At 70.4% G+C, this 22,224-nt stretch carries 23 protein-coding genes; 5 read left to right on the forward strand and 18 right to left on the reverse strand.

Translation table 11 applies throughout. The features are described 5' to 3' along the window. Positions 1 to 77 precede the first annotated feature (77 nt). From JJQ90_RS16155 to JJQ90_RS16180, 6 genes are read right to left on the reverse strand one after another with little or no spacing between them, the layout of a single operon-like run. On the reverse strand, positions 78 to 1,736 hold the full coding sequence (locus tag JJQ90_RS16155; protein ID WP_216877120.1) for an NTP transferase domain-containing protein: 1,659 nt from the start codon (positions 1,734 to 1,736) through the stop codon (positions 78 to 80). Continuing rightward, positions 1,733 to 2,425, reverse strand: coding sequence for an XdhC family protein (locus JJQ90_RS16160; RefSeq protein WP_216877122.1), 693 nt, complete (start codon positions 2,423 to 2,425; stop codon positions 1,733 to 1,735). The genes JJQ90_RS16155 and JJQ90_RS16160 overlap by 4 nt, the downstream gene beginning before the upstream one ends. Further along, positions 2,422 to 2,745 carry an XdhC family protein gene (locus JJQ90_RS16165; RefSeq protein WP_216877124.1) on the reverse strand — a complete coding sequence of 108 codons (324 nt, stop codon included), beginning with the start codon at positions 2,743 to 2,745 and terminating at the stop codon, positions 2,422 to 2,424. Before JJQ90_RS16165 ends, JJQ90_RS16160 begins: the two co-directional genes overlap by 4 nt. Beyond that, on the reverse strand, positions 2,742 to 3,965 hold the full coding sequence (locus JJQ90_RS16170) for a vWA domain-containing protein (RefSeq protein ID WP_377099109.1): 1,224 nt from the start codon (positions 3,963 to 3,965) through the stop codon (positions 2,742 to 2,744). The genes JJQ90_RS16165 and JJQ90_RS16170 overlap by 4 nt, the downstream gene beginning before the upstream one ends. Then, positions 3,962 to 4,861: an AAA family ATPase gene (locus JJQ90_RS16175; RefSeq protein WP_329959455.1), complete on the reverse strand. Its 900-nt coding sequence runs from the start codon at positions 4,859 to 4,861 to the stop codon at positions 3,962 to 3,964. Before JJQ90_RS16175 ends, JJQ90_RS16170 begins: the two co-directional genes overlap by 4 nt. Then, positions 4,858 to 5,547: an SRPBCC family protein gene (locus JJQ90_RS16180; protein ID WP_216877125.1), complete on the reverse strand. Its 690-nt coding sequence runs from the start codon at positions 5,545 to 5,547 to the stop codon at positions 4,858 to 4,860. The genes JJQ90_RS16175 and JJQ90_RS16180 overlap by 4 nt, the downstream gene beginning before the upstream one ends. A gap of 170 nt (positions 5,548 to 5,717) precedes the next feature. Between JJQ90_RS16180 and JJQ90_RS16185 the strand changes: the two genes are divergently transcribed. Genes JJQ90_RS16185 through prpB form a run of 3 tightly spaced genes read left to right on the forward strand, consistent with a single transcriptional unit; the run spans position 5,718 to position 8,544 of the window. Further along, positions 5,718 to 7,130 carry a sodium:proton antiporter gene (locus JJQ90_RS16185; RefSeq protein WP_216877127.1) on the forward strand — a complete coding sequence of 471 codons (1,413 nt, stop codon included), beginning with the start codon at positions 5,718 to 5,720 and terminating at the stop codon, positions 7,128 to 7,130. 17 nt (positions 7,131 to 7,147) lie between these two features. After that, complete coding sequence (locus JJQ90_RS16190) at positions 7,148 to 7,573, forward strand: nucleoside deaminase (RefSeq protein ID WP_230410715.1); 426 nt, start codon at positions 7,148 to 7,150, stop codon at positions 7,571 to 7,573. Between the two features lie 53 nt (positions 7,574 to 7,626). Then, positions 7,627 to 8,544, forward strand: coding sequence for a methylisocitrate lyase (gene prpB, locus JJQ90_RS16195; protein ID WP_216877131.1), 918 nt, complete (start codon positions 7,627 to 7,629; stop codon positions 8,542 to 8,544). A 62-nt stretch (positions 8,545 to 8,606) separates the two neighbouring features. On the opposite strand, the gene JJQ90_RS16200 is transcribed toward prpB, so the two are convergent. Together JJQ90_RS16200 and cuyB are read right to left on the reverse strand one after the other, a co-directional pair. Continuing rightward, positions 8,607 to 9,746: a mechanosensitive ion channel family protein gene (locus tag JJQ90_RS16200; RefSeq protein ID WP_230410716.1), complete on the reverse strand. Its 1,140-nt coding sequence runs from the start codon at positions 9,744 to 9,746 to the stop codon at positions 8,607 to 8,609. A 73-nt stretch (positions 9,747 to 9,819) separates the two neighbouring features. After that, positions 9,820 to 10,536: a cysteate racemase gene (cuyB, locus tag JJQ90_RS16205; RefSeq protein ID WP_216877133.1), complete on the reverse strand. Its 717-nt coding sequence runs from the start codon at positions 10,534 to 10,536 to the stop codon at positions 9,820 to 9,822. 47 nt (positions 10,537 to 10,583) lie between these two features. On the opposite strand from cuyB, the gene JJQ90_RS16210 reads away from it, so the two are divergent. Next, the gene (locus JJQ90_RS16210; protein WP_216877135.1) at positions 10,584 to 11,564 is read left to right on the forward strand and encodes a TRAP transporter substrate-binding protein; all 981 of its coding nucleotides are present in this window, start codon (positions 10,584 to 10,586) and stop codon (positions 11,562 to 11,564) included. Here the strand turns inward: JJQ90_RS16210 and JJQ90_RS16215 are convergent, their stop codons facing one another. Then, on the reverse strand, positions 11,565 to 12,335 hold the full coding sequence (locus tag JJQ90_RS16215) for a sulfite exporter TauE/SafE family protein (protein ID WP_216877137.1): 771 nt from the start codon (positions 12,333 to 12,335) through the stop codon (positions 11,565 to 11,567). A 91-nt stretch (positions 12,336 to 12,426) separates the two neighbouring features. Between JJQ90_RS16215 and JJQ90_RS16220 the strand changes: the two genes are divergently transcribed. Further along, positions 12,427 to 13,248, forward strand: a complete 822-nt coding sequence (locus tag JJQ90_RS16220; protein ID WP_216877350.1) for a sulfite exporter TauE/SafE family protein — start codon at positions 12,427 to 12,429, stop codon at positions 13,246 to 13,248. A 6-nt stretch (positions 13,249 to 13,254) separates the two neighbouring features. Here JJQ90_RS16220 and JJQ90_RS16225 read toward each other — a convergent pair whose 3' ends face one another. From JJQ90_RS16225 to JJQ90_RS16265, 9 genes are all read right to left on the reverse strand, one after another. Beyond that, entirely contained in the window at positions 13,255 to 13,587 is a 333-nt protein-coding gene (locus tag JJQ90_RS16225) for a hypothetical protein (RefSeq protein ID WP_216877139.1), read from the reverse strand. Between the two features lie 101 nt (positions 13,588 to 13,688). Further along, on the reverse strand, positions 13,689 to 13,949 hold the full coding sequence (locus JJQ90_RS16230; RefSeq protein WP_216877141.1) for a hypothetical protein: 261 nt from the start codon (positions 13,947 to 13,949) through the stop codon (positions 13,689 to 13,691). A 41-nt stretch (positions 13,950 to 13,990) separates the two neighbouring features. Then, positions 13,991 to 15,604 (reverse strand): ABC transporter permease, encoded by a 1,614-nt coding sequence (locus tag JJQ90_RS16235; RefSeq protein WP_230410717.1) that lies wholly within the window; start codon positions 15,602 to 15,604, stop codon positions 13,991 to 13,993. Positions 15,605 to 15,671: 67 nt separating this feature from the next. Next, positions 15,672 to 16,685, reverse strand: a complete 1,014-nt coding sequence (locus JJQ90_RS16240) for an ABC transporter substrate-binding protein (protein WP_216877145.1) — start codon at positions 16,683 to 16,685, stop codon at positions 15,672 to 15,674. A 168-nt stretch (positions 16,686 to 16,853) separates the two neighbouring features. Further along, on the reverse strand, positions 16,854 to 17,504 hold the full coding sequence (locus JJQ90_RS16245; protein ID WP_216877147.1) for a hypothetical protein: 651 nt from the start codon (positions 17,502 to 17,504) through the stop codon (positions 16,854 to 16,856). Between the two features lie 460 nt (positions 17,505 to 17,964). Continuing rightward, positions 17,965 to 19,272, reverse strand: a complete 1,308-nt coding sequence (gltA, locus tag JJQ90_RS16250; protein WP_216877148.1) for a citrate synthase — start codon at positions 19,270 to 19,272, stop codon at positions 17,965 to 17,967. A 153-nt stretch (positions 19,273 to 19,425) separates the two neighbouring features. Then, positions 19,426 to 19,992 carry a thermonuclease family protein gene (locus tag JJQ90_RS16255; protein ID WP_216877150.1) on the reverse strand — a complete coding sequence of 189 codons (567 nt, stop codon included), beginning with the start codon at positions 19,990 to 19,992 and terminating at the stop codon, positions 19,426 to 19,428. 124 nt (positions 19,993 to 20,116) lie between these two features. Beyond that, positions 20,117 to 21,592: a CYTH and CHAD domain-containing protein gene (locus tag JJQ90_RS16260; RefSeq protein WP_216877152.1), complete on the reverse strand. Its 1,476-nt coding sequence runs from the start codon at positions 21,590 to 21,592 to the stop codon at positions 20,117 to 20,119. A 4-nt stretch (positions 21,593 to 21,596) separates the two neighbouring features. Continuing rightward, positions 21,597 to 22,196 carry a SixA phosphatase family protein gene (locus tag JJQ90_RS16265; RefSeq protein WP_230410718.1) on the reverse strand — a complete coding sequence of 200 codons (600 nt, stop codon included), beginning with the start codon at positions 22,194 to 22,196 and terminating at the stop codon, positions 21,597 to 21,599. Positions 22,197 to 22,224 lie beyond the last annotated feature (28 nt).

The raw sequence follows: 22,224 nt of genomic DNA on the forward strand, positions 1-22,224 counted from the left end.
GGCGCGCCGCGCATGTTCGGCCAGGGGCACTTCCGCGATCAGACGGCAGACATCGACCGGCCGATCCGCTGTGGAGCTCAGCGGCGCGGTGTCGCCGCATCCGGCAGGCCCTTCAGGCTTTCCGTCGTGTCGAAGTCGCGCAGCACCGCGTCGCTCGCCATCTCCACCTCCACCATGCGGTCGGCATGCTGGGCGGCCAGGTGGCGGGCGCCGATGTCACCGGTGATGGCCAGCATCTGCGGCAGGAATTCACGCGACCAGAGCATCGGATTGCCCTGCTTGCCGCGGAAGGTGGGCTGCACGATGGCGCGGCTTTCCTCCGGGTCGAAGGCGGATAGCAGCCGGTCGAACATGGCGGCTGTCACCAGCGGCATGTCGCCGAGGCAGACCATGATGCCCTCCGCCTCCGCCGGTACCGCCGCCAGCCCGGCCTTCAGCGAGGCCGAGAGGCCATCGGCGTAGTTCTCCGCATGGGCGAACAGCACCGGGCGGCCAGCCAGCGCCTCCTCCACACGTTCCCGCTCATGCCCCGTCACGACGATGACCGGCGAGGCGTGCGAGGCCAGGACATTGTCGACAACACGCAGAATCATCGGCACGCCCTTGCTGTCCGGCACCAGCAGCTTGTTCAGCGGTGCCATGCGGCGGGACCGGCCGGCGGCCAGCACCAGGGCGCAGACATTGCGGGCGCGGCGCGGCGCGGAATTCAGCGGCGGGGTACGTGGTGCCTCGGCGCGGGGCAGGGGGCGCTGCTCGATTTCCTTCAGCAGCCCGCCAACGCCCATGCCCATCACCTCCCGCGCCGTCACCTTGCGGCCGGCGAAGACGCGGGCAAGCACCCAGTCGAAGCCGTTCAGCTTCGGGCTGCGGGCGCAGCCGGGCAGCACCAGGGCCGGCACGTCCCCGACACGGCCGAGGCAGATCAGGTTGCCCGGGTCCACCGGCATGCCGAAATGCTCGATCGTGCCGCCGGCGCGGATGATCGCGGCCGGGCCGACATCGCGGCGGTCGACCACGGCGGAGGCGCCGGCGATCAGCAGCAGCTCGGCCCCGGCGCGCTTGAGGCGGGTCAGCGCATCCGCCACCGGCCCTTCCTCATGCCGCACGCGTTCCACCGGCAGCATGGTGCCGAGCAAGGCGCGGATGCGGGTCTCGGTCGCCTCCACCGCGCCTTCCATGACGCTTTCCTTGATGCCGGGCAGTTCCGTCAGCACCAGCCCGACGCTGAGCGGCTGGAAGGGCTGCACCGCCAGCGCCGGGCCGCCACGGCGGCCGCGGGCAATCGCCTCCACCACCGCCAGCACCCGGCCGGGCACCGCGAAGGGGATGATCTTGATGGTGGCCAGCATCTCCTTCGTCTCGACCACGCTGTGATTGGGCAGCGTGGCGATGGTGACGCTTTCATCCACCGCATTGATCCGCTCGATCAGCGCGGCGTCGAGGGAGAACAGCCCCGGGCTTTCGGCGAACAGGTTCACCCGCCCGGTGGCGGCGCGGGAACGGGCGATCAGCGGCGCCATCAGCGCATCGGCGATGCGATCCGCCGCCTCATCCTCCGGCACATCGCCGGAATCGAGGCGGGCGGTGATGACATCGCGCCGCCCCGCCTCGCGCAGCGCGGCGATCGCCGCCTCGTCCAGCACCGTGCCCTTCTTCAGGACCTTGCCCGTCAGTCGAACGGTATGGGCGAGGATGGCGCCGCGCGCCTCCTCCAGCGGGGTGGGTCCGAAGTTCATTTCTTTTCCGATTTTGGCCCGCGGCGGGATGCGACGATCTGGGCGAGGATGGAGACGGCGATCTCGGGCGCCGTCACCGCGCCGATATCGAGGCCCACGGGCGCATGGATTTTGGCCAGTTCCGCCTCGCCCAGCCCGGCTTCACGCAGCCGGTCGAGCCGCTTGGCATGGGTGCGGCGGCTGCCGAGGCAGCCGATGTAGAAGGCGGGGCTGCGCAGGGCGACTTCCAGCGCCGGGTCGTCCAGCTTGGGGTCGTGGGTCAGGGTGACCACCGCCGTCCGGGTATCCGGGGCGAGGGCCGTCATCGCCTCATCCGGCCAGTCGCCGGAGATGGCGACCTCCGCCCCCAGCCGTTCCTCCGTGGCGAAGGCGCGGCGCGGATCGACGACGGTGACGGCATAGCCGAGCCGGGCCGCCATCGGCACCAGCGCCTGCGCGATATGCACCGCGCCGACCACGATCAGCCGCAGCGGCGGGTTCTGCGGCTGGATGAACCAGCTTTCCGCGCCGAGCGTCACATTGCGCGCCGCATCGGCGCGCAGCGCGGCCTCCGCTTCCGTGGCCAGCGCCTCCGGCACCGCATCCCCGGGGTGCAGCATCTGCGCGCCATCCGGCAGGCGGGTCAGCAGGGCGACGGGGTGCTTCGCCGCGCGGGCGGCGGCGAGGCGGGCGAGAAGGTCCGGGGTCATCCGAGCTTCTCGACGAAGACCTTGAGCTTGCCGCCGCAGGCCAGCCCGACTTCCCAGGCGCGGTCGTCCGAAATGCCGAAATCCAGCAATTGCGGGACGCCGGACTGCATGGTCTGCCGCGCCGCATCGGCGACGGCCCCCTCGATGCAGCCGCCGGAGACGCTGCCCTCCATGCGGCCGGAGGCGGTGACCACCAGCCGCGACCCGGCGGGGCGCGGGGAGGACCCCCAGGTCTCCACCACCGTGGCGATGGCCACATCCTCCCCGGCCGCGCGCCAGGCGGCGGCAGTCGCCAGAATGTCTTCCGAATCAGCGCTCATGCCGCGCTCCTCATCCGCCCGGCTTGGGGTCCCGACAGAGCGGAGACCAGTTCGCGCAGGCTTGCCAGATTATGGACCGGGCGGAACTCGTCCACATAAGGCAGCATCGCCCGGATGCCCTGCGATTTGGGCTGGAAGGCGGCGTAACGCAACAGCGGGTTCAGCCAGATCAGCCGGCGGCAGCTTTTCTGAAGCCGTTCCGTCGCCTCCGACAGGCCGCGCGCCCCCTCCCGGTCCAGCCCATCGGTGATGAGCAGCACCACCGCCCCCTGGCCGAGCACCCGGCGCGACCAGAGCCGGTTGAACAGATCGAGCGAATCGCCGATGCGGGTGCCGCCGGACCAGTCTGGCACCGCCTTGGCCACGGCCTCGAAGGCCACCTCGGCGTCGCGATGGCGCAGCGGGCGGGTGATATTGGTCAGGCGCGTGCCGAACAGGAAGCTGTGCACCCGGTCCCGGTCATTCGCCACGGCGTGCAGGAAATGGATCAGGATCTGCGCATAGCGGGCCATGGAGCCCGAGATGTCACACAGCGCCACCAGCGGCGGTGGCCGCACCACACGGCGGCGGCGGGAAATGTCCAGGATTTCGCCACCCGTGCGCAGGCTGTTCCGCACGGTCGCGCGCAGGTCGGTGAAGGGGCCGCCGGGATCGGCGCGGAAGCGGCGGGTGGGGCGGGCATCCAGCGGCAGCACGAGTCTGGAAATCTCGCGCTTGGCGGCGGCCAGCTCGGCGGCCGACATCGCCTCGAAATCCATGTTTTGGAGGCGTTCGCGCTCGCTGACCGTGAAGGTCATGTCGACGCGTTCCTCGGGCGGTTCCTCGGCGGGTTTCGGCGGCTTCGGCCGGTCGCCCTGCATGGCTTCCGCCAGGCGTCGGGCGGCGGGCGGCGGCTTCTGCTGCTCCTGCATCCCCTCCATCATCGCCATGGCGGAGGCATGGCGCGCGGCCTCGGGGTCGCGCCAGAACATCCCGAAGGCCTGGTCGAAGATGAAGAAATGTTCGTGGCGATGGACCATGGTGGCGCGCAGCGCCGCATGCACCTCGCCGCGCGTGCCGAGGTCGATCTCGACCAGCGCCGCGGCGCCGGCCAGCATTTCGGTCGGCCCGACCGGCACCCCGGCGCGGCGCAGCAGCCGGCCGAAGGCGAGCAGATTGCCCGCCAGCGCGCCGCCCGGACCCGCCGGCGGCAGGGCGAGCGCCGCCTTGGGGGGGATCACGCCGCCGTCGCCTGCTTCGCCTCGGCCACCAGCCGCGCCGCCTCGGCGCCCCGGATCTTGGCAATATCGTCCTGGTATTTCAGCAGGGCGCCCAGGGTTTCATCCACCAAGGCCGGCTCCAGCTCCCGCGCATCAAGGGCCGAGAGGGCGGCGGCCCAGTCGATGGTCTCGGCGACGCCGGGCGGCTTGAAGGTGTCGGCATTGCGCACCGCCTGGACGAAGGACACCACCTGGGCCGAGAGCGCCTCGCTCACCTGCGGGGCGCGCAGCTTCAGGATGGCGCGTTCGCGGGCGGCGTCGGGGTAGTCCACCCAGTGATACAGGCAGCGGCGGCGGATGGCGTCATGCACCTCCCGCGTCCGGTTGCTGGTGATGATGACCACCGGGGGGGTGGCGGCCTTCACCGGGCCGAGTTCGGGGATGCTGATCTGGAAATCGGCCAGGATCTCGAGAAGAAACGCCTCGAAGGGTTCGTCGGCGCGGTCCAGCTCATCGATCAGCAGCACGGCCGGCGCGCCTTCCAGCGCGTCCAGCAGCGGGCGGGCCTGCAGGAAGCGGCGGTCATAGATGCCGGCCTCCAGCGCCGCGCGGTCGCCGGCCTCGCCGCTGGCCTCCGCCAGGCGGATCGCCATCAACTGCCGGGCGTGGTTCCACTCATAGGCGGCGGAGGCCAGATCCATGCCGTCATAGCATTGCAGCCGCACCAGCCGGCGCGGCAATTGGGCGGCCAGGACCTTGGCGATTTCCGTCTTGCCGGTGCCGGGCTCGCCTTCCAGGAACAGCGGCCGGCCCATGCGCAGCGCCAGATGGACGGTGGTGGCCAACTGGCGGTCGGCGACATAGCCGCCTTCCGCCAACAGGCGCTGCGTGGCCGGCACGTCCGCGGGCAGGCTCACGTCAGGAAGATGAGCGCGAGCACGACGATCATGGCCGCGCCACCGATCCAGACCTGGGCCGGGAAGCCCATGAAGTCCTGGGTCAGCAGGCGCAGCGGCAGCGGCATCTGGGCCGGCGCCGGGTTCGGCCGCTGCACCGGGCCGCCGGGGGAGAGACCCTCCGCCCCATGATGGGTGATCGGCGCGGCGTCGCTGGTCTCGGCCAGGTATTCGGTATCGGTGCCGGCGACCGCCACCGGCTCGGCGGGCTGCAACTGGGCGGCGAAGCGGTCGAAGAACTGATCGGCCATGGACTTGGCGGTGCTGTCGATCAGCCGCGCGCCGAGCTGCGCCATCTTGCCGCCGACCTGCGCCTTCACATTGTACTTCAGCAGCGTGTCGGAGGGACCCAGCTCCTCCAGCGCCACATCGGCACCGCCCTTGGCGAAGCCCATGGCGCCGCCCTGGCCCTCACCGGAAATGGTGTAGGAGGCGGGGGGCACGATATTGGACAGCAGCACCTTGCCGCCGAACTTGGCCGACATCGGGCCGAGCTTCATCGAGACCTTGGCCTGGAACTGGTCGTCGCCGATCCGCTCCACGCTCTCGCAGCCCGGAATCGCGGCCTGGAGCACGGCCGGGTCGTTCAATGCCTCCCAGACCTTCTCGCGGGGGGCGCCGATGCGCCGTTCGCCGGTCATTTCCATGCAGGGGGTCTCCGCTTTGTCAGGCCGGAAGGTAGGCCGGGTGGGCCTTCGCGGAAAGGGCAGGCCACAGCAATCCTGCCGGAGCGGACCATTTGCCCCGCCTATCGTGACGCCGGGACGGGGAGGGATTAAGGGGTTCAGCCGGGGACGGACTTAACGGGGGTTCTTGGATGACGGCGATGCGTGCGCTCGGCCTGGTCATGGCGGGCGGTTTACTGCTGGCGCCGGGGGATGCGCTGGCGGCGGGGGTCCCCGGGGCGCAGCTTTCGCTGGCATGGGGCATTCCATTCGTCGGCATCCTTCTGTCCATCGCGCTGATGCCGCTGGTCGCCGCGCATCTCTGGCACCACCACTACGGCAAGATCGCAGCCCTCTGGGGCGCGCTGTTCCTGCTGCCCTTCGCCGCGACCTTCGGCGCCGGCGCCGCCTGGTACGAGCTGACCCATGTGATGGTGCTGGAATACATCCCCTTCATCACGCTGCTGCTGGCGCTGTACACGGCCGGCGGCGGGGTGCTGCTGAAGGGGTCGCTGGTCGGCACGCCCGGCGTGAACACCGCGCTGCTGGCCATCGGCACCATCCTGGCCAGCCTGATGGGCACCACCGGCGCGGCGATGCTGCTGATCCGCCCGGTGCTGCGCGCCAATGCCTTCCGCCGCCGCAAGACCCATACCTTCGTCTTCTTCATCTTCCTGGTGGCCAATATCGGCGGCAGCCTTTCCCCTGTCGGCGACCCGCCGCTGTATCTCGGCTTCCTGCGCGGCGTGTCCTTCTTCTGGCCGACCACGCACCTGTTCGCCGAATTCGCCACCTGCGCGGTGATCCTTCTGGGCATCTACTGGGTGCTCGATACGCTGGCCTGGAACCGGGAGAAGCCGGTGGCGCCGGTGGTGGACAAGCAGGCGGTCGGCATCGAGGGCTGGCTGAATGTCTGGATGGTGGTGGCCACCGTCGCTGTCGTGATCGGCATGGGCTATGTGAAGCTCGGCGTCGTCAGCGTGCTGGGCCAGATGATGGAGGTGGAGCGCGTGCTCGGCATCCTGCTGTTCCTGGTCATCACCGGCATCTCCGTTGCTTTCACAACGCGGGAGCTGCGGGAGGCGAATGGCTTCGCCTGGGGCGCGATCCTGGAAGTCGCCAAGCTGTTCGCGGCCATCTTCATCTGCATGGCGCCGGTGCTGGCCATTCTGCGCGCGGGCGCGGATGGCGCGGCGGCGGGGCTGGTGGCGCTGACCTCCGGCCCGGATGGGGCGCCGATCCCCTGGGTGTATTTCTGGCTGACCGGGGTGCTTTCGAGCTTCCTGGACAATGCGCCGACCTACATCGTCTTCTTCGAACTGGCGGGCGGCGATCCGCTCTGGCTGATGGGGCAGGGCGCGATGACGCTGGCGGCGATTTCCTGCGGGGCGGTGTTCATGGGCGCGAATTCCTATATCGGCAATGCGCCGAACTTCATGGTGAAGGCCATCGTCGAGGAGAACGGCATCCGCATGCCGTCCTTCTTCGCCTATTGCGGCTGGGCGATGATCTTCCTGGTGCCGCTGTTCGTGCTGGTCACCCTGATCTTCTTCCGGCCCGTCTGATGGATTTTTCGGGGTTCATGGCCCTGGCGCTGGACCAGGCGCGGACGGGGTTTGCCGAGGGCGGGGTGCCGGTGGGCGCCGTACTCGTTGGCGCGGAGGGCCGGCTGCTGGGCGCCGGGCGGAACCGCCGGGTGCAGCAGGGCGACCCGATCGCGCATGGGGAGATGGACTGCCTGCGCCAGGTGGGACGCCTGCGGAGCTATGCCGGCACCATCCTGTTCACCACCCTGACCCCCTGCATGATGTGCACCGGCACCATCCTGCAATTCGGCATTTCACGAGTTGTGATCGGGGAAAACCGCAGTTTTGCCGGGAATGAGGACTTCCTGCGGTCGCGCGGGGTGGAGGTGACGGTGCTGGACGATCCGGATTGCGTCGCGCTGATGCGGCGCTTCCAGGCGGAGAGACCGGAGGTCTGGGCGGAGGATATCGGCGAAGGCTAGTCGCCTCCGGACCACCCTGTTAGTCGTGGCGGCGCTGACCGAAGGAGCCTGCCATGCCCTATGTGATCGCCGACGACCTGCCCGACGCCCCCGCGGGGGTGCGCTTCCGCGCCCTGCTGGACCGGCCGCAGATCCTGCAGATGCCGGGCGCGCATCTCGGCATCGCCGCGCTGCTGGCGAAGAAGGCCGGCTTCGAATCGCTCTACATGTCCGGCGCCGCCATGTCCGCCACCATGGGCCTGCCCGACCTCGGCATGATTACCGTGGACGAGGTCGCCTTCTTCATCCGCCAGGTCGCCCGCGCCTCCGGCCTGCCGATCCTGGTGGATGGCGATACGGGCTATGGGGAGGCGCTGAACGTCATGCACATGGTGCGGGTGTTCGAGGAGGCCGGCGCCGGCGCCGTGCATCTGGAAGACCAGCTCCTGCCGAAGAAATGCGGCCATCTGAACGACAAGAAGCTGGCCGATGCCCGCGACATGGCGGCCAAGGTCGCCGCCGCCCGCAAGGCGCGGAAGCACCTGTACATCATCGCCCGGACCGACGCCGTGGCCAGCGAGGGCATGGATGCCGCCGTGGCCCGCGCCCAGCTTTACCTGGACGCCGGCGCGGATGCGATCTTCCCCGAAGCCCTGGTCACCCGCGACATGTTCGCCGAGTTTGCCCGCCGCATGCCGGGGGTGAAGCTGCTGGCGAACATGACCGAATTCGGCCGCACCCCCTTCTTCACCGCGAAGGAGTTCGAGGAGCTGGGCTATGCCATGGTGATCTGGCCGGTCAGCCATCTGCGCGTCGCCGCCAAGGCGATGGAAGACCTCTACGCCGCCATCAACCGCGACGGTGGCACGATGAAGATGCTGGACCGCATGCAGACCCGCGCCGAGCTCTACGCCACCATCGGCTACCACGAATACGAGGCGCTGGATTCCAGCCTGGTCGCCACGGTGATCCCGGAGGGGATGCCGCAATAGGCCGCTGAAGCGGCGGACCATGCTGGTGAATCAGGGGCGATCCGAACACGGATCCCGCTTTCTCAGGCAGCCCGTATCCGCCGCGCCACCTCGCTCCGCACCGCGATCGGGCGTTCCTCGTGCCCTTCCAGCTCGGCGCGATTGCGCGGCAGGGCATGCGGATATTCCTGCTGGAGGAAGGCGATCATCTTCTCCCGCACCTCGCAGCGCAGGTCGAAGGTGCGGCCGGCATTGGTCGAGCTGATCAGCATCCGCACTTCCATGGTCTGCGGCCGCAATTCCGTGACCTGCATGTTCACCACCCGCTTGTCCCAGAGCGGGGAGGCAGCGGCGATCTCGTTCAGCTTGCGGCGCATCGCCTCGACCGGGGCGGTGTAGTCGACATGGATCATCGCGGTGCCGATCAGGCTGGCGCTTTCGCGGGTCCAGTTCTGGAAGGGGTGTTCCAGGAAGTAGCTCAGCGGCAGCACCATCCGGCGCCAGTCCCACAGGCGGATGACGACATAGGTCGCCGTCACCTCCTCCACATTGCCCCATTCCCCCTCGACGATCACCGCATCTTCCAGGCGGATCGGCTGGGTCACGGCGAGCTGAATGCCGGCGACCAGGTTCTTCAGCAAAGGCTGAAGCGCGAGGCCGAGCACCAGGCCGGCCGCACCGGCGGAGGCCAGCAGCGAAACCCCGTATTGCCGCACCCCCTCGAAGGTCATCAGCGCCACCGCGATGGTGATCGTGACAATCAGCCAGCCGGCCACGCGCTGGAGGATGCGGGACTGGGTCGTGTGCTTGCGGGCGAGGAGGTTATCCTCCGAATCCAGCTTGAAGCGGCGGAGGTAGATGGTGGTCCAGATGTGCAGCACGGTGCGCGCCACCCAGCCCACCAGGAAGATGAAGCAGACCAGCAGCAGGTGCCGGGACAGGCTGGCCTGGCCGAAGGTCAGCGGCGCGACGCTGACGGCGAAGCCGAGGCAGATGATGATGAGGGCGAGCCGGATCGGCCCTTCCGTCCGCTGCACCAGGGAGCGCCAGAACAGATCCTTCTCGCTGACCATGTTGGTGGCCAGGCGGAAGATGAAGCGCTTGGCCAGCAGGGCGAGGCCGATGGCGATGGCGAACAGCGCCAGGCTGACCAGCCAATCCGGTATCCAGTAGAGCGTGGCGATGAAGCGGCGCGTGGCCAGGGTGAAATTGTCCAAGGGCATCCCCGGTTTTGCTGCGGTGCGATAGCTGACCTCTCTTGAAAGCCGCAGCGCAACCGAAGTTGCCTGGCTTCGTTCACATCGGGTGTGAAGCCGCGCGCCCCGCCCAGCCAATGGCGGCCCGTGCCAGCCCGTCGATCGTGTCGCAGACCGGGAAGGGCAGGGCCGGGCCGGCGGCGATGCCGAGGGGGATTTCGGTGCAGCCCAGCACCACCGCGCGCGCGCCGCGCGCCACCAGAAGCTGGGCCGCCTCGGCCAGGGGGGCATAGGCTTCGGCGACGCGATTGGCCTTCACCTCGGCGATGCCGGGGGAGACCAGGCGGGTCATCTCCGCCTCATCCGGTACCAGGCAGGTCCAGCCACGCGGCGCCAGCCTTTCCTGATAGAGCCGCATCGCCAGGGTGCCGGCGGTGCCCATCAACCCGATCGGGCCGGGGGTGACGCCCAGACGTAAAAGCTCCGCCTCCGCCGCATCGACGATGTGCAGGATCGGCAGGGGGGTCGCCGCCTGCATGGCGTCGAACCAGCCATGGGCGGTGTTGCAGGGGATGGCGATGGCGCCGCAGCCGGCGGCTTCCAGGCCACGGATGCCGCGCAGCAAGGCGGGCAGGGGGTCCTCGCCGCCCGCGATGCGCGCCGCCGTGCGGTCCGGCACGCGAGGGTCGGACCAGAGCACGGCGGGGATATGGTCCTGGTCGCGCGCCGCATCGGTCAGCAGCGTCAGCCGCAGCATGAACTGCGCCGAGGCCAGGGGGCCCATGCCACCCAGCACACCAAGACTTTGTTCCGTCATCACCCGAGTCCCGTCCTATGCTGATGGCGTCCCTGGAGTCCCGCCCCATGCGCCGCCGCAACCTGATCGCCCTGACCGCCACCATGCCCCTGCTGTCGGTGACCCAACAAGCCGCCGGCCAGCCGGCGACCGGTGCCTGGACCGCTGCCACCGAATATCCGGCCGGCGCCATGCCCGCCGAGGGCCTGGTGCGGCTGGCAGAAGCCGCAAAGCCGCTGGAGATCACGCCGGCCTTCGACGCGCCGGGCGGCGTGCGCTCCGCCGCCATGCCGCGCGCGGTGGCGGAGGGGCGGTTTGCCATCGGCGATGCCTTTGCCGGCGCGCTGGGCGGGCTCGATCCGGTCTTCCTGCTGTCCTCGCTGCCCTTCCTGGCCACCTCGGCGGAGGAAGCCAAGCGGCTGCTGGCCGCCGCCCGCCCGGCCTATCTGGCGGCGCTGGAAAAGCTCGGCGTCACCCTGCTGCATTGCACGCCCTGGCCGCCCACCGGCATCTGGTCCCGCCGCCCCATCGCCACCCCGGCCGATCTGCGCGGGTTGAAGGTGCGGACCTATGACGCGACGGGCACCGAGACGCTGCGCGCGCTGGGCGCGGCGGCGGAATTGCTGAGCTTCCAGGCGGTGGCGACACGGCTGGCCGATGGGTCACTGGATGCCGTGCTGTCCTCCGGCGATGGCGGCGCCGGCCGGCGGCTGTGGGAGCATCTGCCGCACTTCACCGAGATCGGTTACGCCATGCCCGTCAGCCTCGCCTTCGGCGATCCGGCGAAGCTGCGGGCGCTGGAGGATGGCCAGCGCGCCGCCCTGGAACGCGCCGCGACCCGCACCGAGGCCGGCCTCTGGACCCTGCTGGAGACCCGCGACGCGGCGAACCAGACCCGGATGCGCGAAAATGGCGTCACCATCGCCCGCCCCGGCGCGCCCCTGCTGGCCGCGCTGAAGGAGGCCGGCGGCAAGGCGGTGCGGGACTGGGAGGCCAAGGCCGGTACGTCCGGGGCGGAGATCCTGGCCGCCTACCGCGCCGGAGGCTGATCAGAGAATGGCGGAAAACCCGTCCCAGACCAGCTTCGTGCCGGTGACGCCCAGCATCACATAGACGATGCGGTAGAAGACCCGGTCGCTCATCCGCGATTGCAGCCAGATGCCCAGCTTCACCCCCAGCGGGGCCATCGGCAGCAGCAGCAGGCTGGTGAGCAGGTTGGTCGCGGAAAGCTGGCCGAGCAGCGCATAGGGGATGAGCTTCACGTAGTTCATCACCGCGAAGAAGACGACGGTGGTCGCCGCGAGCGTCGCCCGGTCCAGCCGCAGCGGATACATATAGACGGCCAGCGGCGGCCCGCCGGCATGGGCCACCGTGCTGGTCAGGCCGGAAACCATGCCCCAGAAGCCGCCGCGCAGCCGGCTGGGTGTGGCCGGCGCCGGCGTGGCGCGGCCGGGGCGCGCCTGCCACAGGCTGCGCGCCAGGAAGGCGAGCGCTATGCCGCCCACCATCAGCTTCACCGCCGCATTGCTCATCAGCCCGAACACCGCCGCCCCGGCGGCGATGCCCAGCAATCCGCCCGGCAGGATGATGCGCAGCTGATCGACGCTCCACCGCCCCCACCAGGCGCGGATGGAGGAGATATCCATCGCGCAGAGCACCGGCAGGGCGATGCCGGCGGCCTGCGGGGCAGGCACGATCAGCGACATCAGCGGCACCGCGACATTGCCGGCGCCGGAGGCGAAGCCGCCCTTGCTGATCCCGGTCAGCAGGAAGGCGGGCAGGGCGAGCGCCCAGAACCAGGGATCGTCGATGATGGGCAAGCGGATGACCCCGGGATGACGCGGTGGGAGGCCGGGTGTATGGCACGCCCTCCCTACGCCCGCATCAGGAGTCGCCGTCCCCGTGGAGCATATGACCGACCCCTACTGGCTGGCGGGGCTCGCCGTCGCCATGGCGATCACCGGCGTGTTCTCCGGCACCCTGGCCGGGCTGCTCGGCGTCGGCGGCGGCATCGTCATCGTGCCCGTGCTGTTCAACGTCTTTCCGCTGTTCGGGATTCCGGAGGCGGTGCAGATGAAGCTGGCCGTCGGCACCTCGCTCGCCACCATCATCCCGACCAGCATCCAGTCGGCGCGCAAGCATTTTGCGAAAGGCACGATGGATGTGCCGCTGCTGAAATCGCTGGCGCCCTCGATCGGCCTCGGCGTGTTGCTCGGCACCTTCCTGGCGATCTGGCTGAAGGGGGAGGCGCTGACGCTGGTTTTCGCCGTCATCGCCATTCTCGTCGCGCTCAACATGGGCTTCACCGGCGTGGAGTGGAAGCTGCGCGACAGTTTCCCGACCGGCCCGCTGCGCCATGGCCTGGGCGGCTTCATCGGCACGGTCAGCGCCATGATGGGCATCGGCGGTGGCACGGTGGGCGTGCCGATCCTGTCGATGTTCGGTGCGCCGATCCGCGGCGCGGTGGCCACCGCCAGCGCCTTCGGCATCATCATCGCGGTGCCGGCCACCATCGGCTTCATCTACGGCGGCTGGGGCGACCCGCTGCTGCCGCCACTCAGCCTCGGCTACGTCAACCTGATCGGCTTTGCGCTGATCGTGCCGAGTTCCATGATCGCTGCCCCCTGGGGCGTGCACCTGGCGCATACCATCCCGCCGCTGCTGCTGAAGCGGGCCTTTGCGCTGTTCCTGTTCCTGACGGCGGCGCGGATGTTTTATTCGCTGGCGGTGTGAGGCGGATCAGCGCCAGCCGGGCCCGAGCCGTTCGATAATCGCGGGGCTTCGCCGGATCAGCGTGGCGAAGCTGTCATCAAGGGCGCGTCGCAATGCCGTCGGAGCGCGACCGACGATACCGCGGCCGGGCTGGCTCCATTCGGGAAACCAGGAAGGCGTCAGCGGCAGGAAGGCGAGGCGGCGCAGGTCGAGGCGGAAGGCCCGCTCCTGCCCCAGGCCGCGGGCCTGCGCGGCGTCGAAGCTGTGGACGCCAAGCGGCAGCGGCGGGTTGAAATGCAATCCGCTGCTGGTGGTATAGGCGACAAAGGCAGCGGCTCCGCCTGAGCGTCCCGCTTCCACATGAACGACGTATCCGATGTGGCGTGGCCCCGGGCGTGTCGGGGACTCGGACAGCGGGAAGCTGGTCCAGACGAAATCCCCGAGGCGCAGCGGCTGGTCCGTCAGGGCCGCCCCATCAGAAGCCGAAAGCTCTCCTGGCGGCGGGCGAACTGCTCATCCGTCTCATCTTGATCACGGATGGCGGTGCCCTCCCACCCGTCAAGCTCCGGCGCCACGATCAGCGTCAGTCGCTCAGCCTCGGCCATCGCGCGCAGCGCGTCTTCCACCAGGCTTTCCGGCGTCCGCTGTTCCTCCGCCGCCCGCCGCCGCACGAAATCGGCGAGGGCGCTGTCGCGAAGCTGGATGGTCAGGACCTCGTTCATGCGGGCAGGATATCGCAGGCAGGGCGTCTTCGCCATGACGATCAAGGCCGCCAGGGCAGCGTCCCCGCCGGCAGCCGTCGCGCCGCCAGCGTCGCCGCCGCCATCAGCGCCGCGCTCAGCAGCAGCGCCAGGCAGGACACGGCGGCCGCCAGCGGCGACTGCCCGCTTTCCTGCAGGCTGAACACGAGCACGCCCAGCGTCTGCGTCCCTGGCCCGTAGAGCAGGGAGGAGACGGTGACCTCATTCACCGCCGTCAGCGCCACCAGGATGCCGCCGGCCGCCAGGGCCGGGGCCAGAGGCGGCAGGTGGATCGACCACAGCCGGCGCCAGGGGCCGGCGCCCATGCCGCGCGCCGCTTCCTCCAGGATCGGGTCCAGCCGCGCCGCCGCCGCCGCCGCGGGGCGCAGCGCCAGCGCCTGGAAGCGGGTGAGATAGGCGAACAGGATCAGCCCCAGCGTCCCATACAGCGCCCCGCCGCCCGGCAGCGACAGCACGACCAGGATGGCGGCGACCCCGGTGCAGGCGCCCGGCAGGGCGTAGGGCAGGTCGGTCGAGGTCGCGGCCAGCCGCACCGGCCGGGCGCGCAGCGTCAGCGCGATGGGCAGGGCGGCGGCGGCCAGCAGCAGCGCCGCGCCGGCCGAGAGCAGCAGCGAATTGCCGAAGGCCCGCCCGGTCTGCGCATCGGCGGCCACCGCCGCCCCGAAATGCCGCAGCGTGGCGGAGGAAGCGTTCAGCTCCATCCCCATCGCCGGCACCAACGCGGCCGCCAGCAGGGCCAGCATGGGCACGGCCAGCACCACGAACAGATACAGCGCGACCGCGCCGAAAACCGCCGCCCCGGCCCCGCCCGGCAACACCACCGCAGCGAAGGGAAGCCGCCCGGAGGCCGGCGCCCGCCGCGCCGCCAGCGCCTGCAACAGCAGCGCCGGCGCCGCCATCGCCGCCAGCAGCAGCGCCAGCGCCGCCGCCTCGGCGAGGGAGGCGGTGCCGCCGGAGGACAGCCGCTGCCAGATCAGCACCGGCAGCACCGGAAACCGCGCCGGAATGCCGATCAGCGCGCCGACGCCGAAATTGCCCAGCGCCGCGACATAGGCGAGGCCGGCGCCCGCCAGCAGCCCCGGCGCCAGCAGCGGCCAGACCGCGCGGCGCAGCGCGGCCTCCGGCGTCGCGCCCAGCCCGCGCGCCGCCAGCACCACCTCGCCCGGCACGCGGCGCAGCAGGGCGGCGGTGGCCAGCAGCACCAGCGGCGCGGATTGCACCGCCAGCAGCAGCGCCATGCCGAACGGCGAGTAGATCGGGTTGGGCGTGCCGATCGGCGGCGCCAGGCCCAGCGCCAGCAGAAGCGGGGAGGCCGGGCCTCCGGCCTGGATCCAGCCCAGCGCCATCACCTGCGCGGGCACCAGCGCGGGCAGCACCGCCAGGAAGATCAGCACCCGCCGCCCCGGCAGATCGCGCAGCAGCAGCGCCCAGACCAGCGCCGCGCCGATCAGCGTCGCCAGCGCCGCCGCCGAGACCGACAAGGCCAGCGACCGCCAGGCCGCGCGCCAGATCGCCGCATCCGCCAGGGCCTGCGCCACAGCGGTGCCGGCCAGCGCCTCCGCCAGCAGCCTTGCCAGCGGCACGGCACCGATCAGCAGGAGCCAGACGAGCGCCATGGCCGTGATGCCCCGCCCCAGGCCCCGGCCGGCCTCTCCCTCTCGCGTCAAGGTGCGTCCGGTGCCCTCAGCCGCCAACCAGCGCGGCGAAGCGGCGCAGCAACTCCGGCTGCTCCGCCGCCGCGCGGGCGGCATCCAGCGGCATGATCCGGATGGTCTTCGGGTCCGGGAAGCCGGCCGGCGGCGCGACCTCCGGATCGATCGGCAGGAAGCCCTGGCGGGAGGCCAGTTCCTGGCCCTGCCGGGACAGCAGGAAGTCGAGGAAGGCAATGGCCGCCGGGGCGTTGCGGGTGGTGGAGAGGATCGCGGCCGGCTCCGTGATGGCGGAAACGCCATCCTCCGGGAAGACGAAGCGCACCGGTGCGCCCTTGGCGGCTTCACGGATCGGCAGGTAGTCGATGGCGATGCCGAAGGCGCGCTCGCCACCGGCCACGGCCTGCATCACCGGGCCATTGCCGCCGCGGGCCTGCACGCCATGCGCCACCAGCCGCTCCACATAGGACCAGCCGAGCGCCGGATTCTGCGCCAGCGCCGTCAGATGGATGGCGGCGGCACCGGAGACGGCCGGCGAGGGCATCGCAACCTGGTTCCGCGCGCGGGGCTCCAGAAGGTCGGTCCAGGCCTTGGGCACGAAGGGTGCGCGGGCGTGGTGGACGATGCCGGTGGTGATGAGCTTGGTGGCGAAATAGCCGCGCGCCGCATCCACCTGCGCCGCCGGCGTGCCGCCGAGCTGCACCTCCGGGCTCGGCCGCAGCCGGCCCTCGCGGCGCAGCCCCTCGAAGGTCAGGCTGTCGGCCAGCAGCAGCACGTCGGGGCGGGGCTGGCCCGCGGCGATCTCGGCGCGCAGCCGGGTCATGATCTGGCCGGTGCCGGCGCGGATCCATTCCACGGTGACGCCCGGATGGCGCGCCCGGAAGGCCTCCACCGTCTGCGCCGCATCGGGCTCCAGCTGGGAGGTATAGAGCACCAGCGGGCCGGAGACGCCGGAGGAGGTCCCCTGACCCAGAGCGGGTCTGCCGAGCATCCCGGTGGCGGCGAAACCCGCCGCGGCCAGACCGAAACCGCGCCTGTGAAGTGTCATTGATTCCCCGCCGTGACCGGATGTCCTGCCGCATCTAGAGCGGCTTTGGCGGATCGGGCAGGGGGTATGTGTGAAGTTCCTGTGGCTTTTTCCGCGACCGTGGCCGCCAAGCCCGGGCCGATGCGGCGCCCCACCGCGCCGCGCCGACCCGTGCCTGGCGATGCAAGGTCATGGAGGGGTCATGAAATTGGCGCTGGCGCTGGCCCGGCCGATCAGGGAGCGCATGGCGGGCGCCTCATGCCCATCGACCGCCGTCAGCGCCTCCATCGGGCAGAAATACTCATGCGGCTGCGGCATCTGGGACTTGGCGAAGCCCAGGTAGTGGCGCGCCTTCAGCCCATACAGCACGCGCACATCGCGCACCGGCAGCACCAGCGGCTCGGTCGGGGCTTCCCGCAGCAGGCGGATCAGGCGCCAGCGCGGGGTATGATCCTCCGCCCCCACCCGGTCCAGCATCCAGCGCAGCGGGCAGACCACCAGGAGCGAGGAGGTGGAGGGGGCAAAGCGCGCCCGCTTGTCCTGGAGATTGGTGATGGAGCCGCAGGCCTCGATGCAGAGGATATCGGCATAGCGGTCCGCCGGGTCGGGGCTGAAATGCAGCCAAAGGCCGTCGGGGATGGTCCGGTAGGTATTGGTGCCGGGCAGCTTCAGGAAGGGCTGCGCCACCAGCGAGAGCTCCCCGGGCCGCCCGCGCAGCCAGGTGCCGGGCTGTTTCGGGGTGCGCGTGATTCCGGGTGGCCGCTGCGGCCAGAGGCGAAGCCGGTTGCGCACGAGTTCATCGAGTTCCTTGCCGGAGCCCGGGCGGAGTGGTTCTCTCATTTGGTTTATGTCCCCTGTGGATATCAACCCTGCGTAGATAGATTCCCTGAACTCGCGGGGACATCAAGTCGAAACTGCATGGATTTTTAAGAAAACACGCGTTCGAGTTGCAGCCAGGGCCAAATTTCGCGGAGGGGCAGAGCTGAGCGGGAGATATTCTCCCATATGGCGAAGCTGTGACCCGACTGCATCAATAGACTTTTCCACAGGGATTCAATTGCTTGGCCTGCGGCCGCAATTGCCGCGCCCTGGATTTCGCGGCAGCGCAACGGTGGCCTGGCAGGGGGCTTGGCACGGAAGGATTTTTTCGCGCGCAGACCGCGCCGGGCGCGCTGGCCCGGGTTGTGGCCGGATGGGCGCCCGCAACCGGCATGAAAAAACCCCGCGCGGCAGGGCCGGCGGGGCTGGAAGGGAGGCGGATGGGTGGCCTTTTCCGGCCACCCCTGGAAGGTCGCTGGCCTCAGCCGCGCTTCGGCACCGTGACGTAGTCCCGCTGCGTCGGGCCGGTGTAGATCTGGCGCGGGCGGCCGATGCGCTGGCTCGGATCCTCGACCATCTCCTTCCACTGGCTGACCCAGCCCACGGTGCGCGCCACGGCGAAGATCACCGTGAACATGCTGGTCGGGATGCCCATCGCCTTCAGGATGATACCCGAATAGAAGTCGACATTCGGATACAGCTTGCGGGAGACGAAATACTCGTCCTCCAGCGCCACCTTCTCCAGCGCCATGGCGAGGTCGAGCAGCGGCTCGTCCTTGATGCCGAGCTCGGACAGCACCTCGTGGCAGCTCTGCTGCATGATCTTCGCGCGCGGGTCGAAGTTCTTGTACACGCGGTGGCCGAAGCCCATCAGCTTCACGCCGGAGTTCTTGTCCTTCACCTTCTCGATGAAGCCCGGGATGTTGTCGACATGGCCGATCTCGGCCAGCATCTTCAGCACCGCCTCATTCGCGCCGCCATGCGCCGGGCCCCAGAGCGCGGCGATGCCGGCGGCGATGCAGGCGAAGGGGTTGGCGCCGGTGGAGCCGGCCAGTCGCACGGTGGAGGTGCTGGCATTCTGCTCATGGTCGGCATGCAGGACCAGGATCTGGTCCATCGCCTTGGCGAGCGTCGGTGACACCTTGTATTCCTCGGCCGGGACCGAGTTCAGCATGTGCAGGAAGTTGGCCGCGTAGGACAGGTCGTTGCGCGGATACACGAAGGGCTGGCCGAGGCTGTACTTGTAGGCCATGGCGGCGATGGTCGGCACCTTCGCGATCAGGCGGAAGGCGGCGATCTCGCGCTGATGCGCGTCGTTGATGTCCAGGTTGTCGTGGTAGAAGGCGGCCAGCGCGCCGACCACGCCGCACATGATCGCCATCGGGTGCGCGTCGCGGCGGAACCCGTTGAAGAAGTTGCGGATCTGCTCATGCACCATGGTGTGGTAGGTCACACCCTTGCGGAACTTCGCCAGTTCATCGGCGGTCGGCAGATCGCCGTTCATCAGCAGGTAGCAGACCTCGATGAAATCGGAATTCTCGGCCAGTTGCTCGATCGGATAGCCGCGGTAGAGCAGAACGCCCTCGTCGCCATCGATGTAGGTGATCTGGCTCTCGCAGCTCGCGGTCTCGCCATAGCCCGGGTCGAAGGTGAAGACGCCGAGGTCGGCATAGAGCTTGCGGATGTCGACGACATCCGGCCCGATCGATCCCTTGAGGATTGGCAGGCTGGTACTGCGGTTGGAGCCGTCGAGGGTAAAGGTGACGGACCCGTTGGCCGTGACGGTCATGGCTTGCTTCCTCGCAGGCAGGGGGCGGTGGCACTCGCCTTACTCGCGCCACCGTTATGGTGCAACGCAAGATAGGAGCCTCTCTGCCTGCTTGGCAACGTGGGGCGGGATGAAGAGTGTGACAGGGCCACCCAGGGCGACCCCGGGGCCGCCTCAGTTGCGGCGGCGCCAGGCGTCCGGCCGCGTGAAATCGCCAGCCCAGAGGCCGCGCCCGGACAGCCGCGCGGTGGCTTCCACCAGCAGCATCGCCGTCTCATCCTCGCCATAGGCGAGCGCCCAGCCGGCACCGACCAGCCCGGCATTCAATTCGACCCCGGCTGCGCTGCAGCGGCCCAGGCCACGGCCGTAGCGGTCGCGCCCATGCACCCGGCACAGCACCGACCGCCCATTGACGAGGCGGGAGAGCGCCTCCGCCGCCGCGGCGCCGCAATCGAAGGCATTGCCCTGGCCGTCGGAGCAGGTCTGTCCGCGTTCCGGCGCATCAATGCCCGACAGCCGCAGGGTGCGATCGCCCAGGCGCAGCGTATCGCCATCCACCACCCGCACCTCGGCGGCCAGCGCCGACCAGTCCTGTTCGCGCGGCGCCGAGCCCATCAGGTCGGGCGGCAGGCCGATACCGGACAGGGCGCCGACAATCAGCGCGGCGATCAGCGCGACGAAGGGCGCGCGCCAGCGGCGCGGGGTGGGGGCGGGGCGGAAGATACGGCGGCGTCGGAACACGGAAGGGTGCGATGCTTTGCTTCTGGACCGGCATGGCCGCCGGCATGCACCTACGGGTAACCCAAGCGCCAAGCTCCGCGCAACCCATTCATTTATATTAAATCTTAGGCGAAAAAGGCCCGCTTCACCCTTGATTCCAGAAGGGTTCCGCCGCCAGCAGGGCGGCCCAGGCCTTCTCCGCGCGGCCCCGCGCGCGGCGCGACCGGGCCAGCGCCCAGCCGGCCGCGACACCGGCCGCCCAGGCCCCCGGGCCCCTCGCCTCGCCCTCAACCAGGGCGCGCGCCACGATCGCGTCATTCGCCAGGCCGAACTGTTCCTGCATCTCCGCCAGCCGCTCCAGGAAGCGGCGGCCGCGCTTGCGGCCAAACAGCGGGGTGAACAGCTCCGTCAGGTAGCGCAGCCTTTTGCCGTCCAGCCGCAGGGCGTGGAACTCGGCATCCGGAAAATGCGCAATATCCTCACCCACGGCCTGCATCCGGCGCCAGCGCTTGGCCAGCAGGTGGCTGGCCAGATCCTCCAGCGGCGCCGCACGCCGCGCGGCGGCGGCCTCATCGGCGCTCTCGCCCCAGGGCGCGAGCACGTCCAACGCCACGGCCTGCCAGACCAGCACGCGGAATTCGGCACCGGCGAGCTGCGCCCGCAGCGCGTCATAGGCGGCGGCACGATGCGCCTGGCCGGCCGCCAGCAATCCGGCGATGCGCGCTTCCTCCGGCAGGGCCTCGGCCAGTTCGGCGCCGAGCCCGGCCAGGAACACGTCCCAATCCCGGGCCGGGCCCAGGCCGCGGGCCAGATCCTTCAGCCCGGCATCGAAACCACGCAGCGCCGGCCCATCCGCCGCGGCCCGGAAGGCCTTCAGCGCGGAGCGCAGGCGGCGCAGGGCGACGCGCATCTGGTGCACGCCCGAAGGGTCCTGCCCGGCCTCCGCCACCGGGGCGTGCCACAGCAGCACTTCCGTCAGATGGCCGATCAGCAGCTTCAGCGCCGCCTCCACGCCCATATCGGGATCGAGGCGCGGGGCGCCCAGGCGGCGGGGGCGCGGTGCCTCGCCTTGCGCCAGGGCGCGCGCCTGCTCCGCCAGGGCGAAGCGCGGCGGCAGCAGGGGCAAAGCGCGGGCCAGGGACTGGATCGTCTCCAGCACCGCCTCGGCGGGGCCGGTGAGGGTCAGGCGCGCCACCGGCTGCTCCGCCGCCCCGGCGCGCAGCGCGCCATGCAGCAGGCTGGCCTCCACCGCCCCGGCCAGCGGCACGGTCAGCCGCCGTCCGACGAAGGCGGCCAGGGGCAATAGCGGCGTGCCGCCGGCTTCCTCGGGCGCGGCATCGGCGGCCAGGCTGGCGAGCAGTTCGGGCGGGCTGCCGGGGCGCCAGACGGCGCCGGGCAGCACCCGCAGAAGCCGGCGCGGGCTGCGGGGGCTGGAGGCTTCCAACGCCAGGCCCTGCTCCGCCAGGGCGGCCTTGGCGGTGTCGAGCCAGGTCAGCGTGGCGGCGACGGACCGGCTGCGCCCGGCGCGCCGCCCGGCCAGCACGGCGTCGCGGAACAGGCCGGCGGCCAGCGCCGGGTCCAGCGTGGCTTCCAGCGTCAGATGGGGCAGGGTGGCGGACATCGGGTCAGGCGGTCATTTCAGGGGGATCGGCGGAGGGCAGGTCGGCGGGCGAGAGCACCCGCAGCAGCCGGCCGCCGCCCGCTTCCACCCGGCCCCAGGGCAGGGCCAGGGCGAATTCGGTCAGGGTCGCGGTGGGATAGCCCTCCGCCAGCCGCCGGGTCATCGGACTGCCGGCGGCCATGGCGGTGGGGCCGGACAGCGCCATCGCCAGGTCGTGCAGGCCGGGATTGTGGCCGATCACCAGCACGCTGCGCGCTGTCTCCCGCACCCGGCGCAGCACGTCGATCAGGCTGGGCCAGGCGGCGAGGTAGAGGTCGTCCATCGGCTCGATCAGCGGCGGGCCTTCCAGCGGCCCCAGCGCCTCCAGCGTCTGGAGGGTGCGGCGGGCTGAGGAGACCAGCACCACATCCGGCGCCAGCCCCAGCTCCCGCATCGCCGCCCCCATGGCCACCGCCGCGCGCCGCCCGCGCGCATTCAGCGGCCGGGCGTGGTCGGAAAGGCGCGGGTCGTCCCAGGAGGACTTGGCGTGCCTCAGCAGCAGCAATTGGCGCATGCGGACACCATGGCATGGCGGGGCCGGATTGGCGACCACCGCGCCGTTCATCCGTAGATGCCTTTTCCTTCATGGGGAT

Origin of the sequence: Falsiroseomonas oleicola (assembly GCF_019029495.1) — a bacterium.
GTDB classification, from domain to species: Bacteria; Pseudomonadota; Alphaproteobacteria; order Acetobacterales; family Acetobacteraceae; genus Falsiroseomonas; species Falsiroseomonas oleicola.

Coding starts and splice junctions, on each gene's coding strand:
- JJQ90_RS16200 (WP_230410716.1), bottom strand. CDS start 9,746: ATGCCCTTGGACAATTTCACCCTGGCCACGCGCCGCTTCATCGCCACG.
- JJQ90_RS16160 (WP_216877122.1), bottom strand. CDS start 2,425: ATGACCCCGGACCTTCTCGCCCGCCTCGCCGCCGCCCGCGCGGCGAAG.
- JJQ90_RS16240 (WP_216877145.1), bottom strand. CDS start 16,685: ATGACACTTCACAGGCGCGGTTTCGGTCTGGCCGCGGCGGGTTTCGCC.
- gltA (WP_216877148.1), bottom strand. CDS start 19,272: ATGACCGTCACGGCCAACGGGTCCGTCACCTTTACCCTCGACGGCTCC.
- JJQ90_RS16245 (WP_216877147.1), bottom strand. CDS start 17,504: ATGAGAGAACCACTCCGCCCGGGCTCCGGCAAGGAACTCGATGAACTC.
- JJQ90_RS16265 (WP_230410718.1), bottom strand. CDS start 22,196: ATGAACGGCGCGGTGGTCGCCAATCCGGCCCCGCCATGCCATGGTGTC.
- JJQ90_RS16155 (WP_216877120.1), bottom strand. CDS start 1,736: ATGAACTTCGGACCCACCCCGCTGGAGGAGGCGCGCGGCGCCATCCTC.
- JJQ90_RS16220 (WP_216877350.1), top strand. CDS start 12,427: ATGACCGACCCCTACTGGCTGGCGGGGCTCGCCGTCGCCATGGCGATC.
- JJQ90_RS16180 (WP_216877125.1), bottom strand. CDS start 5,547: ATGGAAATGACCGGCGAACGGCGCATCGGCGCCCCCCGCGAGAAGGTC.
- prpB (WP_216877131.1), top strand. CDS start 7,627: ATGCCCTATGTGATCGCCGACGACCTGCCCGACGCCCCCGCGGGGGTG.
- JJQ90_RS16165 (WP_216877124.1), bottom strand. CDS start 2,745: ATGAGCGCTGATTCGGAAGACATTCTGGCGACTGCCGCCGCCTGGCGC.
- JJQ90_RS16235 (WP_230410717.1), bottom strand. CDS start 15,604: ATGGCGCTCGTCTGGCTCCTGCTGATCGGTGCCGTGCCGCTGGCAAGG.
- JJQ90_RS16185 (WP_216877127.1), top strand. CDS start 5,718: ATGACGGCGATGCGTGCGCTCGGCCTGGTCATGGCGGGCGGTTTACTG.
- JJQ90_RS16260 (WP_216877152.1), bottom strand. CDS start 21,592: ATGTCCGCCACCCTGCCCCATCTGACGCTGGAAGCCACGCTGGACCCG.
- JJQ90_RS16230 (WP_216877141.1), bottom strand. CDS start 13,949: ATGAACGAGGTCCTGACCATCCAGCTTCGCGACAGCGCCCTCGCCGAT.
- JJQ90_RS16210 (WP_216877135.1), top strand. CDS start 10,584: ATGCGCCGCCGCAACCTGATCGCCCTGACCGCCACCATGCCCCTGCTG.
- JJQ90_RS16190 (WP_230410715.1), top strand. CDS start 7,148: ATGGCCCTGGCGCTGGACCAGGCGCGGACGGGGTTTGCCGAGGGCGGG.
- cuyB (WP_216877133.1), bottom strand. CDS start 10,536: ATGACGGAACAAAGTCTTGGTGTGCTGGGTGGCATGGGCCCCCTGGCC.